19 protein-coding genes and 1 tRNA gene are annotated in these 20,914 nt (G+C 62.0%); 8 read left to right on the top strand and 12 right to left on the bottom strand.

Annotation, left to right across the window (positions count from 1 at the left end; all coding sequences use genetic code 11):
- Positions 1-117 precede the first annotated feature (117 nt).
- Positions 118-194: transfer RNA gene (locus tag FGQ67_RS08080), tRNA-Met, on the bottom strand.
- A gap of 196 nt (positions 195-390) precedes the next feature.
- Between FGQ67_RS08080 and FGQ67_RS08085 the strand changes: the two genes are divergently transcribed.
- Positions 391-1,164: a type III pantothenate kinase gene (locus tag FGQ67_RS08085; protein ID WP_171025266.1), complete on the top strand. Its 774-nt coding sequence runs from the start codon at positions 391-393 to the stop codon at positions 1,162-1,164.
- 145 nt (positions 1,165-1,309) lie between these two features.
- Here the strand turns inward: FGQ67_RS08085 and FGQ67_RS08090 are convergent, their stop codons facing one another.
- From FGQ67_RS08090 to FGQ67_RS08100, 3 genes are all read right to left on the bottom strand, one after another.
- Positions 1,310-2,011 carry a hypothetical protein gene (locus FGQ67_RS08090; RefSeq protein ID WP_138341227.1) on the bottom strand — a complete coding sequence of 234 codons (702 nt, stop codon included), beginning with the start codon at positions 2,009-2,011 and terminating at the stop codon, positions 1,310-1,312.
- Positions 2,012-3,754 (bottom strand): dihydropteroate synthase, encoded by a 1,743-nt coding sequence (folP, locus tag FGQ67_RS08095; protein ID WP_138341229.1) that lies wholly within the window; start codon positions 3,752-3,754, stop codon positions 2,012-2,014.
- A gap of 95 nt (positions 3,755-3,849) precedes the next feature.
- A complete protein-coding gene (locus FGQ67_RS08100; protein ID WP_138341231.1) occupies positions 3,850-4,602 on the bottom strand; it encodes an NAD-dependent protein deacylase in 753 nt (250 codons plus the stop codon).
- A gap of 135 nt (positions 4,603-4,737) precedes the next feature.
- Here FGQ67_RS08100 and FGQ67_RS08105 point away from each other — a divergent pair, with 135 nt between their 5' ends.
- Positions 4,738-5,556, top strand: a complete 819-nt coding sequence (locus FGQ67_RS08105) for an exodeoxyribonuclease III (RefSeq protein WP_138341233.1) — start codon at positions 4,738-4,740, stop codon at positions 5,554-5,556.
- A 164-nt stretch (positions 5,557-5,720) separates the two neighbouring features.
- On the opposite strand, the gene FGQ67_RS08110 is transcribed toward FGQ67_RS08105, so the two are convergent.
- Genes FGQ67_RS08110 through FGQ67_RS08120 form a run of 3 tightly spaced genes read right to left on the bottom strand, consistent with a single transcriptional unit; the run spans position 5,721 to position 8,969 of the window.
- Positions 5,721-6,434, bottom strand: coding sequence for a DUF6580 family putative transport protein (locus tag FGQ67_RS08110; RefSeq protein WP_138341235.1), 714 nt, complete (start codon positions 6,432-6,434; stop codon positions 5,721-5,723).
- Between the two features lie 4 nt (positions 6,435-6,438).
- Positions 6,439-8,082, bottom strand: coding sequence for an ABC transporter ATP-binding protein (locus FGQ67_RS08115; protein ID WP_138341237.1), 1,644 nt, complete (start codon positions 8,080-8,082; stop codon positions 6,439-6,441).
- Complete coding sequence (locus FGQ67_RS08120; protein WP_249934431.1) at positions 8,082-8,969, bottom strand: energy-coupling factor transporter transmembrane component T; 888 nt, start codon at positions 8,967-8,969, stop codon at positions 8,082-8,084. Before FGQ67_RS08120 ends, FGQ67_RS08115 begins: the two co-directional genes overlap by 1 nt.
- A 199-nt stretch (positions 8,970-9,168) precedes the next feature.
- On the opposite strand from FGQ67_RS08120, the gene glmU reads away from it, so the two are divergent.
- From glmU to gltA, 6 genes are all read left to right on the top strand, one after another.
- Positions 9,169-10,581 carry a bifunctional UDP-N-acetylglucosamine diphosphorylase/glucosamine-1-phosphate N-acetyltransferase GlmU gene (glmU, locus tag FGQ67_RS08125; protein ID WP_138341239.1) on the top strand — a complete coding sequence of 471 codons (1,413 nt, stop codon included), beginning with the start codon at positions 9,169-9,171 and terminating at the stop codon, positions 10,579-10,581.
- Positions 10,582-10,772: 191 nt separating this feature from the next.
- Entirely contained in the window at positions 10,773-11,759 is a 987-nt protein-coding gene (locus FGQ67_RS08130) for a ribose-phosphate diphosphokinase (protein ID WP_022094252.1), read from the top strand.
- 455 nt (positions 11,760-12,214) lie between these two features.
- Positions 12,215-13,342: a PDDEXK family nuclease gene (locus FGQ67_RS08135; RefSeq protein ID WP_138341241.1), complete on the top strand. Its 1,128-nt coding sequence runs from the start codon at positions 12,215-12,217 to the stop codon at positions 13,340-13,342.
- Positions 13,343-13,690: 348 nt separating this feature from the next.
- The gene (gene pth / locus FGQ67_RS08140; protein WP_171025267.1) at positions 13,691-14,320 is read left to right on the top strand and encodes an aminoacyl-tRNA hydrolase; all 630 of its coding nucleotides are present in this window, start codon (positions 13,691-13,693) and stop codon (positions 14,318-14,320) included.
- Positions 14,321-14,693: 373 nt separating this feature from the next.
- Positions 14,694-15,533 (top strand): sulfide/dihydroorotate dehydrogenase-like FAD/NAD-binding protein, encoded by an 840-nt coding sequence (locus FGQ67_RS08145; RefSeq protein ID WP_006235793.1) that lies wholly within the window; start codon positions 14,694-14,696, stop codon positions 15,531-15,533.
- On the top strand, positions 15,524-16,933 hold the full coding sequence (gene gltA / locus FGQ67_RS08150; RefSeq protein ID WP_022094914.1) for an NADPH-dependent glutamate synthase: 1,410 nt from the start codon (positions 15,524-15,526) through the stop codon (positions 16,931-16,933). The genes FGQ67_RS08145 and gltA overlap by 10 nt, the downstream gene beginning before the upstream one ends.
- Positions 16,934-17,060: 127 nt before the next feature.
- On the opposite strand, the gene FGQ67_RS08155 is transcribed toward gltA, so the two are convergent.
- The 5 genes from FGQ67_RS08155 to FGQ67_RS08175 are packed head-to-tail and all read right to left on the bottom strand — an operon-like array spanning position 17,061 to position 20,763.
- Positions 17,061-17,684: a cytidylate kinase-like family protein gene (locus FGQ67_RS08155; protein WP_138341243.1), complete on the bottom strand. Its 624-nt coding sequence runs from the start codon at positions 17,682-17,684 to the stop codon at positions 17,061-17,063.
- A 48-nt stretch (positions 17,685-17,732) separates the two neighbouring features.
- Positions 17,733-18,371: an amino acid ABC transporter permease gene (locus FGQ67_RS08160; RefSeq protein ID WP_055285379.1), complete on the bottom strand. Its 639-nt coding sequence runs from the start codon at positions 18,369-18,371 to the stop codon at positions 17,733-17,735.
- Between the two features lie 3 nt (positions 18,372-18,374).
- On the bottom strand, positions 18,375-19,121 hold the full coding sequence (locus FGQ67_RS08165) for an amino acid ABC transporter permease (protein WP_035136546.1): 747 nt from the start codon (positions 19,119-19,121) through the stop codon (positions 18,375-18,377).
- A 25-nt stretch (positions 19,122-19,146) separates the two neighbouring features.
- Positions 19,147-20,016 (bottom strand): transporter substrate-binding domain-containing protein, encoded by an 870-nt coding sequence (locus FGQ67_RS08170; RefSeq protein ID WP_233540533.1) that lies wholly within the window; start codon positions 20,014-20,016, stop codon positions 19,147-19,149.
- Between the two features lie 15 nt (positions 20,017-20,031).
- Positions 20,032-20,763 (bottom strand): amino acid ABC transporter ATP-binding protein, encoded by a 732-nt coding sequence (locus FGQ67_RS08175; protein ID WP_022094215.1) that lies wholly within the window; start codon positions 20,761-20,763, stop codon positions 20,032-20,034.
- Positions 20,764-20,914 lie beyond the last annotated feature (151 nt).

The raw sequence follows: 20,914 nt of genomic DNA on the forward strand, positions 1-20,914 counted from the left end.
TAAAGCCGTTTGTCTCCACCCGCGTAGCGGGTGGTTTAAAGCTGGCCGCTGCGCGGCCAGCAGACTAAAGTCTTGAACAAAAAAGCTCGCCGGCTAGGCCGACGAGCTGCAAGTTCTTGGTCGCGGGGGCAGGATTTGAACCTACGACCTCCGGGTTATGAGCCCGGCGAGCTACCAGACTGCTCCACCCCGCAATGTCTGGGCGCCTCATGTGCGCAAGAAAGAATATTACGCGGGAGTTCGGTAAGCGGCAAGGAAAATCTCGTAGAGCATAATTCCTTCATATTTAAACCCCTCAGCCCCTATCACCGTAAACGAATCGCAGCCGAGCGCCGTCGACGGCACGTATACAATGGTGCGCGTCCTTTTATGCCGACACTGGGAGTAGACATGCTGCTCGCTATCGATATGGGAAATACGCAGACGGCCATGGGCCTGTTTGACGGAGACGAGCTGGTGCAGTCGTGGCGCATGCCCACCGACCGCTCCTATACCGCCGACGAGATCCACGTGCGCCTGATGGGCTTCTTTAAGATGTACGACCTCTCGCTCGGCGCGGTCGACGCGATCGCCTTTGCCGGCGTGGTGCCGCAGCTCTCGCGCGAATGGCACGCCGTGGCCGACCGCATTGCCGCGGACGCCATCGTCATCGGGCCGCAGACGGCCGCGGTGACCAAGCTGCGCGCGGCGCGTCCCCAAGCCGTAGGCGCCGATCGCGTCGCTAACGCCGTTGCGGCCGAAACTTTCTACGGCGCGCCGGCAATCGTGGTGGACTTTGGCACCGCGACCAATATCGACGTCATCGATGAGGACGGTTATTACATTGGCGGAGCGATCGCGCCGGGCATTCGCATCTCCATGGACGCGCTTGCCGCCCGTGCCGCCAAGCTCGCCAGCGTGCCGCTCGAGGCGCCCGAGCACGCCATCGGCCGCGATACCGAGGAGTGCATCAAGGTCGGCGCCGTAACGGGCGCCGCTGCCATGGCCGAGGGCCTGGTCGCGCGCATGAAGCGCGAGCTGGGCCGCGAGGATGCCACCGTTATCGCCACGGGCGGTCTCGCCAGCATCGTCGCCGATTCGACCGATGCCTTCGACGTGGTCGACGGACAGCTCACCATCAAGGGTATCTGCGAAATCTACCGCCGCATGCAGGAGCTGGGATAGAGCAGGGGCTTAAGTCAAGCACGCCCGATGCCACAGTCCCCGCAAACGTTCGCCAAGCCCATTCCCCAGACAGGCGAAACCCTCCCCGGCACAGGCCGAAGAGGGCTTCGTTGTCATCGTTATCTTTGAGCGCGGGCGCCTCGCGTTACAGTCCGCGAATGCGCACGGCCTCGGGCGGAAACTCCTGCTCGCCGGCATCGGTCTTAATGGTCGCGCGACCCCAGATGTCCAGGCCCGCAAACACACCGACCGCAAGCGGCAAGCCGTTGGGCGACACCGCCGCAACTTGGCGGCCCAGCAGCGGCACCATGTCGAAGTACTCGCCCAACACGGGGGCCAGCGGACCGGCAGCGCCCTGCGGCGTGTTGGCAACAACCGCCCAGGTGTCCACACGGGTCAGCACGGCGGCGGCCAACTCCTCGACCAGCGCTTCGTCAGCCACGTCCACACCAAGCTCGCTCAGCGCCGAACGCTCAATATCCACCGTCACGGCACCGAACATGCCTGCGGCACCGGCGCCACCGTTGACGGAGACGCGTGCAAACGACGTCTCAAACGCAGGCGCACCGCACACGATATCGCTCGGCCACTGGATACCCACCTTACCGGCAAGGCCCAACCCCGGCGTCGAAGCCGTGCCCACGAGCGCGTCCATCATGCCCATCGCGGCCACAAACGGCAGGCCGTGGAAGGCATGCATGTTCACATCCGGGCGCACGACCAGCGAAAACGTCAACGACGCCTCGCCCGCGCTCCAAGCGCACCAGCCCGCGGACGCACCCTCACGGCCCGCGTCACGCGCGGCGTCGAGCTCGGTACCGGCGGCAACAGCATTCATCTCGATCATCTACATACGCCCCAATTCGCCCACGATATGGCCCACGCGGTCCTCGGGCTCCTTGACCTCGACGCCGTTGTAGCGGAAGAACCGCGCCGGGTCGTGCATCAAGTCCTCAAGCGGCACCAGCACAAAATCGCGCTCGCCGATCAGTGGATGCGGCAGGCGCAGCTTTTTGCCGCCGTGGGTCTCGCCGTCCATCCACAGCAGGTCCAGGTCGATGGTGCGCGGACCGTTGGCCTTGGCCTTTTTGGAGCGGTCGCGCCCCAGCTCGGCCTCGATCTTCATGAGCTCGTCGAGCAGCACCAACGGCGCCAGCTCGGTCTTGATCTCGATGACGGCGTTGGCAAACGCGTCCTGGCGCGTCTCGTAGGCAGGCTCGCTCTCGTAGATCTTGGAGGAGTTGGACACGCAGGTGAGTGGAATCTCGGCGATCATCTCGCGTGCGGCGCGGATGTTGTCGCAGCGATGCCCCAGGTTGGAGCCCACGGCCACAAACGCGCGGCGCGGCTGTGGCTTGGCAACCGCCCAGTAGCCGTTCAGGAACTGCGCAAAACCCGCGGCGTCGTGCACGCGCACGATGTTGGCACCGGCCTGGATGGCGCCCAGGCACACGCCAAACGTAGCGGCATCGCGCTCGGCGGCCTCGGTCACGCCCGAGACGGCGCCCACAAAGCGCTTGCGCGACACGGCGCACATGAGCGGATAGCCCAGTGACGCCATCTTGGCAGTCTCGCGCTGGATGACGATGTCTTCGTTAGCCGACTTACCAAAGCCCGGGCCAGGATCGATGCAGATGCGGTCGCGCGACACGCCGGCATGGATGAGCGTGCGGGCCTGGTCGGACAGAAAGCCCATAACGCGGCGCATGATGGGCGCCGAATCGGGCAGGGTGAAGCGGCGGAGCTGCGAGGTGGGCACGTAGGCTTCCTCGCGGCGGGCGCTGCGGCGCATCATGGCGGCCAGGCGGTCATTGGACTCCGATGCGGCCTCGGTGGCTGCGGGCGCGGCCCCGGGCGCGGGCGCGACGGTCTCGGCGGCAGTAGCCTGCTCGGCGGCCGGCGTCTCCTGCTCGCTTGAAGGCTCGGACGTGGGCTCCGGTTCGCCAAACGGCAACGAGGGCTGCACCACGCCGCCCGGAAGCTTGGCCTCCGGCTTAGGCTCGCCTAGCAACTTGCCGCGACGGCGGCGAGCCGGCTTCTCGGCCTCACGCGCGGCCTCGGCAGCCGCCTCGCGCGCCTTCTCGGCAACAAACGCCGCTGCCGAGGTATCGAGCTGCACCGTTGCGTGCGTGCGTGCGGGCGCGGCGACCTCGCCGGCATGCATCACGATGACGCCGCAAGTGCTCGTCTTAACAAACTCGACCATCTTGGGATCGGTGAAGCCGGTCACGTCGTTGACGATCGAGGCGCCGCAGCGCACGGCCGCCTTGGCAACCGCCACATGACGCGTGTCGATCGAGACGATGGCGCCCTCCTTGGCCAGCGCGCGCACCACGGGCAGCACGCGGCGAGCTTCCTCGTCGGGGTTGACCGGGGTAAAACCAGGGCGCGTGGACTCACCGCCCACGTCGATGATGTCGGCGCCGGCATCGAGCATCGCCAGGCCGTACTCGATAGCGGCATCGGGGTCGAAGTGCTCCCCGCCGTCGCTAAACGAATCGGGCGTCACGTTGAGGACGCCCATGATGCGCGGACGGTCAAAGCTGAGCTCGTACTTTCCGCACCGCCATGTCTTGCTGTCGTTCGCCATGAACATCCTCCTAAAATACCCACGCCGCCGAGCTTGGGGAGCTGGCGGCGGGGTCGCTTTGCACTCAGTCTTTCTATTGTATCCGCGCGCGCGGGCTAGAACGCAAACGCGGCCGCGATGTCGCAAGAAATCAGCAGGTCGGCATTTGCATCCTGATCGGTGGGAGCAAGATTGCAAATGGCCAGCGTATCGCCGGTAAAGTATCGCGTGAGGCCTGCCGCCGGATACACCACGAGCGAGGTCCCGCCCACAATGAGGGCGTCGGCAGCGGCGATGGCGGCGACGGCGCCGGTCAGCACATGCTCGTCGAGCGGCTCTTCGTAGAGCACTACATCGGGCTTGATGCGACCGCCGCACGCGGGGCACGCGGGCACGCCTGCGGCATCTTCGTGCTCGCGCGAGCAAATCCACTCGGCGCTATAGACCGCGCCGCACGACTGGCAAATGTTGCGATGGACCGATCCGTGCAGCTCGAACACGCGCTGTGAGCCGGCCATCTGATGCAGGCCGTCGATATTTTGCGTCACTACGGCGTCGAGCTTGCCGGCGCGCTCCAGCTCGGCCAGCTTGGTGTGGCAGCGGTTGGGCTTAGCGTTAAGCGCGATCATCTTGGTGCGGTAAAAGTCGAAGAACTCCGCAGGATGCGCCTCGTAAAAGCTATGCGACAACATGGTCTCGGGCGGGTAGGCAAACCGCTGGTGATACAGGCCGTCCACGCTGCGGAAATCGGGGATGCCACTTGCCGTGGAAACACCAGCGCCGCCAAAGAAGACCACGCGCTTGTGGGTGTCAAACAGATCCGCCAGCGCGGCGGAGGCCTGCCTGGGGTCCGATATTGCCTGCGTCATATGAGTCCTCCGTCCTTGTTAGTCGGGCAGCGTTGGGCGACGTCCCAGCATGCGTCCTTTAAGTCAGCATGCGCGGAGCCCACCCCGCCCCTGTTGCGCTAATCTTAAGCCTGCCAACCCCGTCGAAAGGACACCATGCCTCAGACTTACACCTTTGCCTCGTGGAACGTCAACGGCCTGCGCGCCGTGCTCAAAAAGGACCCGAGCTTTATCCAGATCGCGCAAGAACTCGACGTCGATATCCTGGCGCTGCAAGAGACCAAGTTGCAAGAAGGCCAGGTCGATATTGACCTGCCCGGCTATCACCAAACCTGGAGCTACGCCGAGCGTAAAGGCTATTCGGGCACTGCGGTCTTTAGCCGCCAGGAACCGCTGCGCGTGCTGCACGCCGACGCGCTGCTACCCTACGCCGGCGAGGGCGAGGCGGCCGAGCTCGTCGCCCAAGCCGCAACCGAGGGCCGCGTCTGCGCGCTGGAGTTCGACAAGTTCTGGTTTGTGGATGTCTACACTCCCAACGCGCAAAACGAACTCGCCCGCATCGACGTGCGCATGGCCTGGGACGATGCCTACCGCGGCTTTTTGAACGCGCTCGAGCGCGAGACCGGCAAGCCCGTCGTAACCTGCGGCGACTTTAACGTGGCGCACGAGGAGATCGACCTTAAGAACCCCAAGTCCAACCGCGGCAACGCCGGCTTTTCGGACGAGGAGCGCGGCAAGTTCACCGAGCTGCTCAACGCCGGGTTTACCGATACCTGGCGCGCGGCAAACCCCGACGTCGGGGGCGTCTACAGCTGGTGGAGCTACCGCTTTAATGCCCGCAAGAACAACGCCGGCTGGCGCATCGATTATTTCCTGGTGAGCGACGCAATCGCCGGCAATGTGTGCGACGCCGGTATCCGCGACGACATCTTCGGCAGCGACCACTGCCCCGTCACCCTCACGCTAGAGCTCTAGCCCCAAGTAATTCCTCTAGGGGACAGAGGAAAACAGATCATGTGACCCCTCTCCCACTATAAGGTGCGGTGGATTAGTTCCTGTTTGGGCAGCAAATAGCCAAAAACGAGAACTATTCCACCGCAAGTTCGTGAGGGAACGCGAAATGCCTTACAGTAAATGCCCTACAGTCCGTATTTCACGACGACACGGTTAATGCGACGGCACCAAGGCTTGTACAAGGCGGCCAAAAACACGCAGGTCGCAAGGCCGTGCGTAATATCGAACGGCACTGCCGTGGCAAGACGAGCCACGGCACCCGCCCACGTGAGCGGCTGCACAAAACCGATGATGTCATAGGCGTTGATCACCACGCCGTACAGCAAACCCGAAGCAAAGCCGTAGGTCAGTAGCGCCGGCATGCGCACGGTGCCATCGGCGCGGTCGAATGCACCCGTATACGCCAGCGCACCGCCAACGTATCCCACGAGCCCCCAAGCATACATCTGCCACGGCGTCCACATGCCCTGCCCAAAAAAGAAATTGCTGGTCAGCGCTGCCAACGCGCCGACCATAAAACCATTGCGACGGCCAAGTGTCGCACCCGCGATAATGGCGATGGCGCTCACGGGCTTAAAGTCGGGAATGGGGCCAAACAGGATGCGCCCCGCCGCGGCCAGCGCCGCCAGCACCAGCGTGGGCATGATTTGGCGCAGGCCTGGACGTGATGTCTCATAGCCCGCAAAGAACAGTGCGAGCACGAGTGCCACAACAACCAGCATGGCAAGCGCCGCCTGCTCAATGCCCGCCAGTAACGCCGCAGTCATCACTGCCGGCACCGCCAGGAGCAGCGGAATCTCCATTTTTGTGAGTAGGCGCGAGGCGCGATGATCCGTCATCCCATCACGCCCTGTAGAACACGTTGTCGGCAAAGAAATCTGCCGGGGGCTCCATGCAGGCGATCTCGCCGTCGAACATCATGGCGACGTCGTCGGACACCTGCTCGGCAAAGTCCAAGTCGTGCGCGGCCATGATGACGGTGCCGCCGGCCTGCGCATGCTCGCGCAGGGCCCGGGCGATAATGCAGCGACTTGCCAGATCAAGGCCCTTGGTGGGCTCATCAAGCAGCAGCAGCTCCGGACCAATCAACAGCAGCTTTGCCAACGCAAGCAGCTGGCGCTGACCGCCCGAAAGATCGTACGGGTGACGCGCCTCCAAGCCGTCCAGTCCCAGTTGCGCCGCACGCTCCCGCGCCAAGTTCTCGTCATATCCGCAGGTCGAAGCCCATTCCATCAGCTCGTCACGCACCGTTTCGGCGACCAGCAATGCCTTGGGATTCTGTGGCAGCAGTGCCGCCGAGGCCGTCCCACGCACCATGCGGCCACGCTGCAGCTTAGCCGTCTTGGCCAGCACCGAGAGCATCGTCGACTTGCCGCAGCCGTTTCCGCCCACGACCGCATGCACCGCGCCGGCTGAAAACGTCACATCGAGCCCGCGCAGCACCCAACCGCCCGCGCGATCGTAGCGAAACCAGCCTTCCGACAGGGTGGTAGCCGACCCGCCGTGCATTTTTTGGAGTATTCTGCTTCCATCCGTGCGCGGGAAGGCTTCCGAGCCGTTCTTGAGCGACGTTTGCGCCACAAATTCGGACGATTTGTCCAATTCCGAACTTTTTTTCGCACTCGATACGTCCCTGGGCGGCTCGAGAGAGCCCAAATTGTCCTCACGCCTGCTGAATACTCCGTTTTTTACACATCGGATGGCACCCCACCCCAACATGTCATCGGAAAACAGCGATTCTCGGCGTCCCAAAGGAGCCATATCCGCCACGTCGCGCACGCGACCGTCCTCAATCCGGTACGCACACGTCGCATACTCGAGCATCGGCCGCGGTTGATGCGTAGCCACAACAACCGTGCAGCCCAGCTCACGGTTCACGCGAAACAGCGCGTGCAGAAAATTCTTCTCGGCAACGGGATCGAGCTGAGACGTGGGCTCGTCGAGTAGCAGCACACGCGGACGCAGCGCCAAGACGGCGGCAAGCGACAGCAGCTGCTTGCGGCCACCCGAAAGCGTATCGGTATCACGATGAAGCCAGTCCTCCAGACCAAAGAAATAGCTGGTCTCGGCAACACGGCGGCGCATCTCGTCGCGCGACACACCCAGATTCTCTAGGCCAAACGCCATCTCGTGCCACACAGTCTCGCACACAATCTGGTTCTCGGGATCCTGGAACACGTAGCCCACGCGCTCCGCAGACGCGCGCACGTCCATGTCGGCAACGTTCTCGCCCAGCACGCGCGCATCGCCAGTGCGCTCGCCCGCCGGAGCGATCTCGGGCTTGAGAAGCGACAGCAGCGTCGACTTGCCCGACCCGGTACCACCCACCAGCAGCGCAAATGCACCTTGGGGAACAGACCAGTCGAGCCCCTCGAGCACCGCAGCATCAGCCCCGGGGTAGGTAAAGCTCAGGCCCCGTACCTCAATCGCAGGCACATCGGAGCCGCACGCCCCGCCCGTTACCGAGCAGCTATCCAACCGAGCCATCAGCCGAACCTCTTCTCATCGATCGCATGCAACACGCAGGGCAGCATCATCCGGGCAGCGTACACGACATAGCCCAGCCACGGCGCCGGCACCGATAGTTGCGGGTAAAACGAATACTGCGTTGTCGCGGTCCATGCCACCGCCACCGCAGCGGCACCAAACACCGCAAGCCCAACCAGCGCGGCAACATCGCCGCGACCCAGCCGATACCGCGCGTACGTCGTGCGACGTGTCGCGGCGCCCCATCCACGGGAGCGCATGGCGTCCGCGCGCTCCAGCGAATCTTCCATGCCCCAGCCCATCAACACGCTCGATGCCCGTAGGCGCGAACGCACGGGATCGGCCGGCGCGCGACCCGGCACATCAATCGCATCCTGCACCGCCAGTACCGTACGACCGCGGCGTAAAAACTGCGGGATAAGCCGCATGCACATCGAGATCATGAGCGCGAGCACCGGCGCGGCGTTGCCCAAAAGCGCAAGTACCTTGTCGTATTCGAGCATCGACGCCGCGGCCTCAAACCACAGCACGCTCGCCACGAACAGCCCGCCCATGCACAGGCCGTAAACCATGCTCTCTAGATACACCGCACGCATGCCAATACGAAACAGCTCCGTCGAGCCCGATGCACTAAACAGCGGATTGAGCACCGCGATAATCAAAATCACCGGCAGCTGCCAGCGAAGCGCCCCCAACGTGCGCGCAGCACCGCGCGTCGCAAGCCCGTACGCCAGCCCGCCCGCAAGCGACAGCGCGATCAGCACCGGTTGCATCGAGAACATGGTGAGCCCCAGCGTCAGTACCATGTAGAGGGCCGGCACCGCCGGATGCGACATCGAGAATGCCGCGACGGGCTCGCCGCCAAACTCTTCTCGTATGTTGTCCACGGGCACCCCCGTCCCCTAGCTCAAACGACGGCTCCGTAGCACCGCCAACGCCGCACGCAAGCAGCGCAAACGCCACACCAGCGACGCAAGCCTCAACCGCCGCAAACCAATCGTTACGCGCTCATCATATGCCTGCGGTATCATATTGCGCCGTGTATCGTTTCCAAACACACGTCTCTATAACGTAACAGGAGATCACATGGACGCAACCGCAATTATCCTCGCTGCCGGCGAGGGCACCCGCATGAAGTCGAACCACTGCAAGGTTTCGCACAAGATCCTGGGCAAGCCCATGGTCCAGTGGATCGTCGACGCCACCATCAAGGCCGGCTGCAGCCGCGTCGTGGTCGTCATCGGCAGCCACGCCGACGAAATGCGCGCCCTGATCGACGGCGCCTACGCCAACAGCGCCACCAAGGTCGAGTGCGTCGAGCAGACCGAGCGCCTGGGCACCGGCCACGCCGTGAAGGTCGCACTCGAGGCCTGCGGCATCACGCAAGGCCCGGTCGTCGTGCTCAACGGCGACTTGCCGCTCATCACCGCCGACACCGTCGCCAAGTTCGCGCAAACCGTCGCCACCGGCGAGCTCGCCTGCACCGTCATGACCATGACCCCGCCCGATCCTTTCGGCTACGGCCGCATCAAGCTGGGCGCCGATGGTCAGATCGAGCGCATCATCGAGCAGAAGGACTGCACGCCCGAGCAGGCCGCCACGCTGCTGGAGTGCAACGCCGGCTGCTACGCCTTCGACGGCGCGCAGCTCGCCGCCCACATCGACGAGATCGGCAACGACAACGCGCAGTCCGAGTACTACCTGCCCGACATGCTCGAGATTCTCAAAGGCCACGGCCAGGCAGTCTCCATCTTCCACTGCGATGACTACCGCGACGGCCTGGGCGTCAACAGCCGCATCCAGCTCGCGCAGCTCACCGCCATCGCGCGCGACCGCATCAACGAGCACTGGATGGCCGAGGGCGTCACCTTCATCGATCCCACGCAGGCCTGGATCGGCCCCGATGCCGTCATCGGCCGAGACACCATCGTGTGGCCGCAGACGCACCTGATCGGCCACGTCACCGTGGGCGAGGAGTGCCAGCTCGGCCCCAACAGCCGCCTCACCGACACTACCGTCGGCAGCGGCTGCACCATCGATGAGACTATCGCCATCGAGGCCGTCATCGAGAACGGCGTCGACTGCGGCCCGCGCGCCTACCTGCGCCCGGGTACCCACATGCTCGACGGCTCCAAGGCCGGCACGCACGTGGAGATCAAGAAGTCCACGATCGGTGAGGGCTCCAAGGTGCCGCACCTGTCCTACATCGGCGACACCACCATGGGCTCCGGCGTCAACGTAGGCGCGGGCTCTATCACCTGCAACTACGACGGCGTCCACAAGCACAAGACCGTCATCGGCAAGGATGCCTTCATCGGTTCTGACACCATGATGGTCGCGCCCGCCCAGATTGGCGACGGTGCGCTCGTGGCCGCCGGCTCCGTCATCACCGAGCCGGTCCCGGCTGACGCACTCGGCCTGGGTCGTGCCCGTCAGGTAAACATTGAGGGCTGGGCTGCCGATTATCGCCGCCGTCTGCACGAGGACGACGAGGTATAACGTTTTACCAAGCATCTAAGGAGCTGTTCCCATGGGGGCGGCTCCTTTTTCTATCGTGACCTGCGCAACCGGATGAGTGGTCGGTTCGTGTCCGTTGACGGTAAAGACGTTATCAAGACCCGATAAACCCCGCCGCGCGGTTACAATGCAACAAGGCATCTATATGGCATTCGATATAAAGGAGAAGGGTAATGCCGATTAATGATCCCGAGAAGTCGGAGAATATGCGCAAGTCCATCCGCGTGTATTCCGGTTCCTCCAACCGTCCCCTCGCTCAGAAGATTGCTGAGTACCTTGGGGTCGAGCTTTCGGGCCTTACGCTAAAGCAGTTCGCCAATGGTGAGATTTACGCCCGCTACGACGAGACCGTCCGCGGCGCCGACGTCTTCCTGATTCAGTCCGTGGCCGGCGGCAACGTCAACGACATGCTCATGGAGCTGCTCATCGCCACCGACGCTGCCAAGCGCGCATCCGCCCGCTCCATCACCGCCGTTATCACCCACTACGGCTATGCCCGCCAGGACCGCAAGGCCGGCCCGCGCGAGCCCATCACCGCCCGCCTCGTCGCCAACCTACTCGAGCGCGCCGGCGTCAACCGCATCATTACCCTCGACCTGCACCAGGGTCAGATCCAGGGCTTCTTTGATATCCCGGTTAACCACCTGTCCGCGCTGCCGCTGTTTGGCCAGTACTACAACGACATGCACTTCGACACCGATAACCTGGTTGTCGTCTCCCCCGACGTGGGTCGTGCCAAGGCCGCCAAGAAGCTGTCCGACATGCTCGGCTGCGACCTGGCCATCGCCCACAAGGGCCGTCCGCGCCACAACGCCGCCGAGGTCATGGGCATCATCGGTGACATCAAGGGCAAGACCTGCATCATCAACGACGACATGATCGACACCGCTGGCACCCTGTGCGCCAACGTCAAGGAGCTCAAGGCTATGGGCGCTGGCGACATCTACGTCTGCGCCACCCACGGCATCTTCTCCGGTCCGGCCATCGAGCGTCTGAACGACGCCCCGATTGTCGAGTGCCTCGTCACCGACGCCATTCCCGTCGAGGTCGGCGGCAAGATCAAGACCATCTCGGTCGCCGAGGAGTTCGCTCAGGCCATCTCCGCCGTTTACCACGAGGAGCCCGTCTCCACGCTCGTCGGCGGCGACTTCGCGCTGTAATCCAGCGTGCATCTCATCATCTTTGGTGTTTTTAAAGGGTCGGAAGCTCGCTTCCGACCCTTTTTCTACCCCTCGACAACTTGCTATGGACAGTTAGTTCAGATTTGTATTTATTTAGGCATTCGTTTGGGTCATTTAATACGTCGAAAGCTCTCTTGCCGGCATAATTCCGCTCGATCCCTCCGCCTATGGATCTCTTCACCATGCCATTGGCCCCATTTTGCCCACCGATTCCTTCAACAACGGCAATACACCCCGGTCGCCTTATACAAATCTGAACTAACTGCCCAACACCCACCTCAGTAGATGCCTCCAAGGCCAGCACATCGCTCCATTCTCCACTTTTTCAAGGAATTCCACATGATCACGCTACCGCCCGCGGCGCGCGACACCCCTTTGAGCGAAAAGAACGATACGGCAATATCGTTTCGCCAACGGATTAGTACCTTATAGCTATGACGACCGTGATTTCACATCTCTCCGCCCTCCGCGCAATTCGCCGCGCTCGACGGGCGTACTCCGCCCTTCCCTGGGACGCCATCGATGACGAGCAACAGACACAAGCCCTCGAAGGTTGCGTTCCCAACAAGGACGCCATAGACTTTGCGGCCCTTGCAATACTTGACGCCTGGAGCGAAGACGACCCCGAGTGTCTAGATCTCTTTGTTGCGGGCGGCAACAACAGACGGCCCGACGGACGGCTCCTCCAGCACACCATCACCGCCCCTCTTCCCCAAGGTGCGATCATGCACATTGAATCCGACATCTACGCAACGTCTCCCGCCATGACGGCCATGCTTTGTTCCAAAAATGAATCAGTTGCCAAAACCTTAATGCTTCTCATGGAGCTGCTCGGAACCTACTCACTTCCGCCCGAGGCAACTTACCCCATCGCCTACGACGACACGTGGCCCAAGGCCAACAGCTTCGAAGCGATGGACGACCTCGATTGCCAGGGCGACCAACCGACACCCGAAAAGCCAGCCGAAACACGCTACGAACAGGCACACTATAGATGCGAACCCGCTACAACCATCGAAGAGCTCGAGGCAGTCGCACGGTTTGCCAAAAGTAGTTCCTACGCCTCGTTTCGTACGGCTGTCAAACTCGCCCGGGCCGGATCCGCATCCCCAGCGGAATCATTGATGTTCGCCGTCCTGGGCGCGCCCATGCGCTTTGGCGGATTCGGGTGTTGCAGTTTGCCCATGGGAGGCCTGCTGCTCAACTATCGTGTCGATTTCGACACCCTTGCGGTCAACATGTCCTCGGGCATCCCCTACGCCATCTGCGACTTATATTGCCCGGCCGCCGGAGTCGACAACGAATACAACGGAATTGGACATGAGTTTCAAAACGCCCGCATCCACGATGGCAATCGCAACAATGGCCTTAAAGCCATGGGTATCCACGTCCTGGTTATCAATCGTGACCAAATGAAGGACCTTGTTGCACTCGAAGCCTTCGCCCAGACGACGCATCGACTTGCGGGGGTTCGATTCCGCTACCGCATCAAGGGTTATCGCAAGCGTCAGGCTGCCTGGCTCAACGCCCTGCGGGCCGGAATCGGCCTCGCGCCGGTCTAAAAGACTTTTACCCAGTGTTACCTAGCATGGCTGGACAGTTAGTTCAGATTTGTATAAAAAGACGGCTAATATCGAGGTAGTTTGCCGCCATCCCGGCGCCAGTCACCTCATTTGAAGACTCGAAAGATCTGAAATAGCGCAAAATGTGCTCCCCAAAGCGCCGTGGCAGTTCCGCGGTCCCAATTTTGACAGTCAAAGACCTCTTGGTTTATACAAATCTGAACTAACTGTCCACCCCGGCTTCTGACGACTGCCTAAACGCCCTCATACAGCCTCAATCACCCGCCATTTGACAGCAGCAACGGGGTCGCTCACCATAGCAGGCGACAAATCAACGAAAGGATGAACATGGCAGCTGCACAGCCGCTTAAGATTCGCATGGTTGCCGGACTTGGCAACCCTGGCGATGAGTATGCCGAGACCCGCCACAACGCTGGCTTCAAAGCGATCGACGAGTTGGCCCGTCAGGCCGGCGTCACGTACTGGAAAAACCAGGCCGGCGCCGAGGTCGCGCTCATCAACATCAACGATCCCGAGGAAGAGGGCGGTAAGCGCCAGATTGTACTGGTCAAGCCGCAGTCGTATATGAATACCTCGGGTGGCCCCATCTCCAAGCTCTGCCGCGAGTACAAGATCAAGGCCGAGGAGCTGCTCGTAATCCACGACGAGCTCGACATTCCCGCCGGCGACGTACGTGTTAAGGTGGGCGGTGGCCACGCCGGTCACAACGGCCTGCGCTCCATCATCGACAAGATGGGCAGCCGCGACTTCAGCCGCATCCGCACCGGCATCGGCAACCCTCCCGGCAAGATGGCCGTCGCCGACTACGTGCTTAAGCAGCTGCGCGCCCGCGAGGCCGAGGATTTCCAGGACACCTGCGCCCGCGCCGCAGATGCCGCCGGTCTGGCAATCGTGCACGGCGTGATCTATGCCCGCGACCACGTCAACGGCGCCGCCTCCGCCAACGGCAAGCACTAAAACCTATCATTTAGGGATAGGTTTATTTTGGCAGGTTTTAACTGCGGAAACGCCGCAGCGGCCGCATCGCAATAAACCGCGCACCGCCATACACACATAGCACCCCAAAGGGGGCCGACCTCATTGCAACCCGAGGCTGGCCCCTTTGCCGTTTTACCCGATAAAACCTGCCAAAATAAACCTCTCCCCCTTTGGTAGGCCAAAGTGGATAAACCCTGCTCCCAACCGCCGAAGACACACGTAAGTGACATGTCCATGAGGGTATAATTTGCACCGTATGTCTGCACAACGCCTGTGCACGTACGGTTTTATTCGGGCTACCGTCCATTTCCGTGGAGGCACGGTTCGGCGGCCCTAACAAGAGAGGGGTTCTATGTATAAGATCCTGGAGAAGACGCAGTTCTCGGAGAAGGTGTTCAAGTTCCGCATCGAGGCGCCCGCAATCGCCAAGCATGCGCACGCTGGACAGTTCCTCATGGTCCGCGCCAACGAGACGGGCGAGCGCGTCCCGTTTACCCTGGCCGGCTGGAACGGTGACGAGGGCTGGGTCGAGTTCATCTTCATGGTGATCGGCAAGACCACCGAGATGCTTTCCACCTACGAGGCCGGCGAGTCGCTGCGCGACGTCGTGGGCCCGCTGGGCGTTCCCACCGAGATGGCCGAGGGCCCCTGCGCCGTCATTGGCGGCGGCGTCGGCCTGGCAATTGCCTTCCCGGTCGCCAAGCACCTGGTCGAGACCGGTCACGAAGTTCACGCCATCATGGGCGCCCGCACCAAGGACCTCCTGCTCATGGAGGACCAGTTCCGCGAGCTCCTCGACGAGGACCACATCCACATCACCACCGACGACGGCTCCTACGGCGAGCAGGGCGTTGTTACCGCTCCGCTGGAGCGCCTGCTGCAGGACAAGGCCGTGAGCCAGGTCTTCTGCGTCGGCCCCGTTCCGATGATGAAGTTCTCGACCCTCACTGCCCAGAAGTACGACACCCCCATCACCGCGTCCCTCAACCCCATCATGGTTGACGGCACCGGCATGTGCGGCTGCTGCCGCGTCGAGGTGGGCGGCGTGACCAAGTTCGCTTGCGTCGACGGCCCCGACTTCGATGCCACCCTGGTCGACTGGGATGACCTTCGTGCCCGCCAGGCCGCTTACCGTTCCGAAGAGGGCGAGTCCCTCAAGGCCTATGAGGAAAAGAGCTGCGCATGCCACTAGTTAACGGTCGTTTCGTTGCCGATATGAAGTCGCCCCGCACCCCCGATAACGAGGAGCCGGCTGCCGAGCGCGCCTGCGACTTCCGCCCCGTCGACAAGGGCTTCACCGAGGAGATGGCGCTGGCCGAGGCCGAGCGCTGCCTCAACTGCAAGAAGCCGTTCTGTGTTGAGGGCTGCCCCGTCAACATCAACATCCCCCGCTTTATCGAGCAGATCCGCGCGAAGGACTTCGGCGGCGCTCTCGATACCATCCGCGAGGACTCCATGCTTCCCGCCATCTGCGGCCGCGTCTGCCCGCAGGAGAACCAGTGCGAGGGTAAGTGCATCCGTGGTAAGAAGTCCGAGCCCGTGGCCATCGGCCAGCTCGAGCGCTTCCTGGGTGACCGCCCCGAGCTCGCCTCCACGCCCAAGATGGCCCCCAAGAACGGCAAGAAGGTCGCCGTCGTCGGTTCCGGCCCGTCCGGCATCACCTGCGCCGGCGAGCTCGCCCGCAACGGCTTTGACGTCACCGTCTTCGAGGCCTTCTTTACCGGCGGCGGCGTGCTGGTCTACGGCATCCCCGAGTTCCGCCTGCCCAAGGCAGTCGTCAAGCGCGAGATCGACGGCTTGGAGGACATGGGCGTCAAGTTTGAGTACAACTCCGTCGTGGGCAACATGGCCACGGCCGAGGAGCTGTTCGAGCAGGGCTTCGACGCCATCTACGTGGCGACCGGCGCTGGCCTGCCCAAGTTCCTCAACGTCCCCGGCGAGAACCTGCCCAACGTCTTCTTCGCGAACGAGTACCTCACCCGCGTGAACCTGATGAAGGCCAACAAGTTCCCCGAGTACGACACCCCCACCAAGCACGGCAAGAACGTCGTCGTCTTTGGCGGCGGCAACGTGGCTATGGACGCCGTCCGTACCGCCAAGCGCCTGGGCGCCGAGCATGCCATCATCGCCTACCGTCGTACCGAGGACGAGATGCCCTGCCGTCGCGCCGAGCTGCACCATGCTAAGGCCGAAGGCGTCGAGGTTCTGCCGCTCGTCTCCCCGCTCGAGTTTGTCGCTGGCGAGGACGGCTCCGTGTGCGCCGTCAAGGTCCAGAAGATGGAACTCGGCGAGCCTGACGAGTCCGGCCGTCGTCGCCCGGTGCCCATCGAGGGCGCCATCGAGGAGATCCCCTGCGACGTCGCAATCTCGGCTATCGGCACCAACGCCAACCCCTTCGCAAAGAAGATCGGCGGCAAGATGGAGCTCAACAAGTGGGGCTACATCGTCGCCGACGAGGAGACCGGCCAGACCACCGATCCCCGCATCTGGGCTGGCGGCGACATCGTCACCGGTGCCGCTACGGTCATTCTGGCGATGGGCGCCGGCAAGAAGGCCGCCGCTTCCATCACCAAGAGCCTGCTGGGCGAGTAGTCACCCTCAGCGTTAGCCATCAAACGGCAAAGTCCCCGTCGAGCACACGCCCGGCGGGGACTTTTTCTATGCCAGTCGACCGACCACCGCAAAGGTGCTTGTCCCCTTTGTGGTGGTTATTGATCGGCTAGCCTTCGAGCTGCGCTACCTTGTAGCGGTAGGCAGCGGCGATGACATCTTTGCAGCCCTCGCGGCCCAGCTTGGCGCGGTTGACGACGATGTCCTTGCCACTCGTCATCTTCCACTTTCCGGCGCTGTAGCGCTTATAGAACGCCTCGCGCGCCTTCTGCTGCTGCTTGACCAGCTTGGCGCCCTTCTTTTTGTTAAGGCCGCGCTTCTTGCGCACGATCTCGACGCGGTCCTCAAAGGGTGCGGTCACCAACACGGCAATGTGGTTGGGATTGTTACGCAGCAGGTAATCGGACAGACGGCCTTCGATAATGCAGCTCTCGGTCTCGCCCAGATCCAAAATCACCTGGCTCATCTTTTGGAACAACTTGTCCGAGTACGAACGCGCATCGTAGCGGTCGGGCAGAAACGCCATGTTCTCCACAGCCAGGCGCTCGTCATAGGCGGCCATCTTATCGAGCGACTCACCCGCGCGCAGCGACGCACGCACCAGCAGCTCGTTATCGTACAGCGGAATCCCCAACTCGTTGGCAAGCATGCGACCAATCTCGTGCCCCTCGGCGCCAAAGTCGCGCGCGATGGTAATGACCACAGGATTCTTCTTGTTCTCCAGATCGCTCATCGCGATTCCTTTCTCTATGTGGCAAAGGGGCTGTCCCTTTGCCACATTCTACGCTGCCACAATACGACGTTGATAAGCTCGGACCAGCAACGAGATACCAAAGTTGAGCACAAAGTACATCGCAAATACCAGGCCGTAGAGCATAAGCACCTGCGAGAGGTCGATCGCATGGGCCATCACGACGTTTGCCGTGTACATGAGCTCGGCCACGTTAATGCCCGAAAGATACGAGCTGTCCTTAATGACGGTCGTGCACTGGCTAAACAGCGCCGGAATAATCGTCTTAAACGTCTGCGGCAGAATGATGTAGCGCATGGTGGCAAAGAAGCCGAAGCCCTGGCTCTGCGCTGCCTCAAACTGGCCGCGCGGAATCGAGTTGAGGCCGCCGCGCACAATCTCGGCCATAACAGCGCTGGTAAACAGCGTAAAGGCGATGGTCGAAATCACAATGTCCAAACCCTGCACCGTAAAGTAGATAAACAGGATCCACAGCAGGTTTGGCGTGCAACGGAACAGCTCGATATAGGCGCTCACCAAAATACGGAACGGGCGGGGCGCATAGCTTTTAACGAGCGCCAGCACCGTGCCAAAGATGAGCGAGAAAAAGATCGACAGCGCCGAGATCTCGATCGTCTTAACAAAGCCGCCCCAGATGTAGAGCAGGTTGGTCGCGTTGAAGATTTCCATGCGCTAGGCCTCCTCTACGTTATCGAGCCCCAGCTCGGCCAGGCTCACGCCGCGCGGACGCTCCTTGGAGCGGCGCTCGAGCCACTGCACCAGCATGGCGAGCGGAAAGCAGATGATGAAGTACATAAGGCAGCAGACGATGTATCCCTGCAGGTAACCGTACAGACTCACAAAGTTGTCGGAACGGTACATAAGGTCGCCGCCGGCCACAAGCGCCAGCACCGACGTGTTCTTAACCAGGTTGAGCGCCTGGTTACACAGCGGCGGCAGAATGATCTTGAATGTCTGGGGCAGCACGATGTACCAGTACGCCTGCGCACGGGTAAAGCCCTGGCTCTGGGCCGCCTCCATCTGACCGCGCGGAACCGCCTCGATGCCAGTGCGAATGACCTCCGAAATGTAGGCCGCGTGATACAGGCCCACACCCAAGAAGCCCAGCACGAACGGCGCGATACGCACCGGCTGATCGGCACCGGTTATGGCCTGCAAAAACTGCGGACCGGCCATGTACATAAAGAGCACCTGCACGGGCAACGGAGTGTTCTGGTAAAACTCCACATACACGCGGCTTATGGCGCGCAGCACACGCGAGCGAGTGGTAGAGAACACGCCCAGCAGCGTGCCCAGCACCAGCGACAGCAGCAGACCGGCAACGACCACTTGCAGCGTCACGCCAAAGCCCTCCCAGAAGGGCCCCATGTTTTGAAATGTCGTCGACCAACGGTCGGCGTCAAATAATCCTTCGAGCATTTGATTCCTTCCTTGGACGATGCGCCTATACAAGACCCCAGGTCTTGACCTCTTGGTCGAGCCAACCATCGGCCAGGCGATCGCAAATCACCTGGTCGACCACAGCCGAAAGGTCGCAGCCCTTCTTGGTCGCCACGCCGTAGCCCTGCTCGCCAAACTTGACCTCGGGCTGCAGCAGCTCAACGGTCTCGTTCATGTAACCGGCCAGCGTGGAGCGGTCCATGGCAAAGACGTCGATATTGCCGGCGTCGAGCGAACTCTTGATGATGGGGTAGCCGCTAAAGGCCCTAAACTCGGGCTTGCAGCTAAAGCCGTTGTCCTTGATCATCTGCTCAATCAGGCCCTGCGTGGTGGCACCCTGGCTCACGCCGATGACCTTGCCGTCCAGGTCCTCAATCGAGGTAAAGCCCGAACGCTTCTTGACCATGAGTCCCACGTAGTCGGTGCGGTACGGCGTCGAGAAATCCCAGCTCTTCTTGCGCTCGTCGGTGATGGTGTAGGTCGCCGCGACCACGTCGAGCTGGCCGTTATCGATCAGCGGGCCGCGCGTCTTGGGCGTTACGTCGGTAAACTCGACAAGCTCCTGGGCGCGGGCCTCCTTGTAGCTCACACCAAAGACGGCAGCGGCGATCTGGTAGCACAGGTCGACCTCCATGCCCTCAAAGCGGCCCTTGGCGGTATCGTAATAGCCGTAGCCGGGAACGTCCTTCTTGACGCCGGCGTTCAGGTGGCCGCGCGATTTGATGGCCGCGAGCTTGGAACCCTTATCGGAGCCCTCGCCGCTGGTGGAGTTGCCGCAGCCGGTGAGCGCGGTGCCCGTCAATGCGAGCATGCCGGCCCCCGCCAGCTGCAAAAAGTGACGGCGCGATACGGCCGCCCTCGTCATATCCGTCATGTCCATCACCCGCGCCTAGTGCAGAATCTTGGACAGGAACTCGCGGCAGCGCGGGTTCTCGGGGTTATCGAAGAAGTGCTCGGGCGTACCCTCCTCCAGGATGCGGCCGTCCTCCATAAAGATGACGCGGTCGGCCACCTGGCGCGCAAAGCCCATCTCGTGCGTCACGCAGATCATGGTGATATCCTCCTGCGCGAGCTCAATCATAACGTCCAGGACTTCCTGGACCATCTCGGGGTCGAGCGCCGAGGTCGGCTCGTCAAACAGGATGATGGGCTGCTTGGTGCACAGGGCACGGGCGATGGCGATGCGCTGCTGCTGACCGCCCGAGAGATTCTGCGGATACTCGCCGGCCTTATGTGCCATGCCGACGCGCTTGAGCGCGGCGATGGCAATCTCGGTCGCCTCCTCCTTGCTCTTCTTTTGCAGCTTGATGGGCGCGAGCGTCAGGTTGCCCAGCACCGTCATGTTGGGATACAGGTTGAACTGCTGAAACACCATGGAGCTGTACTTGCGAGCCATCTCCAGGTGGTTCTTTTTGGTGAGTGGCGTACCGTCGATGACAACCTCGCCCGACGTGGGCTCCTCAAGATAATCGACACAGCGGATGAGCGTCGACTTACCCGAGCCGGAAGGCCCGATCATTACGAGCTTCTCGCCGCGCTTGACGGTGAGGTTGATATCTTTGAGCACATGCAGGTCGCCAAAGTACTTGTTGAGATGCTTAATCTCGATCATGTCTGCCATGAATGTCCCTTCCCTGCGTTTACACGAGTTGCACTATTGTACGGAAAGAAGCACGTTTCCGCAGCCCACACTACATTCCCGTAAAGAACCCGCAACCTTCCACCCACTCATTGGGGACAGGCTTAAATGAGTACCTGCTCATTGGGCACTC

This window comes from Collinsella aerofaciens, assembly GCF_005845035.1.
Taxonomy (GTDB): domain Bacteria; phylum Actinomycetota; class Coriobacteriia; order Coriobacteriales; family Coriobacteriaceae; genus Collinsella; species Collinsella aerofaciens_I.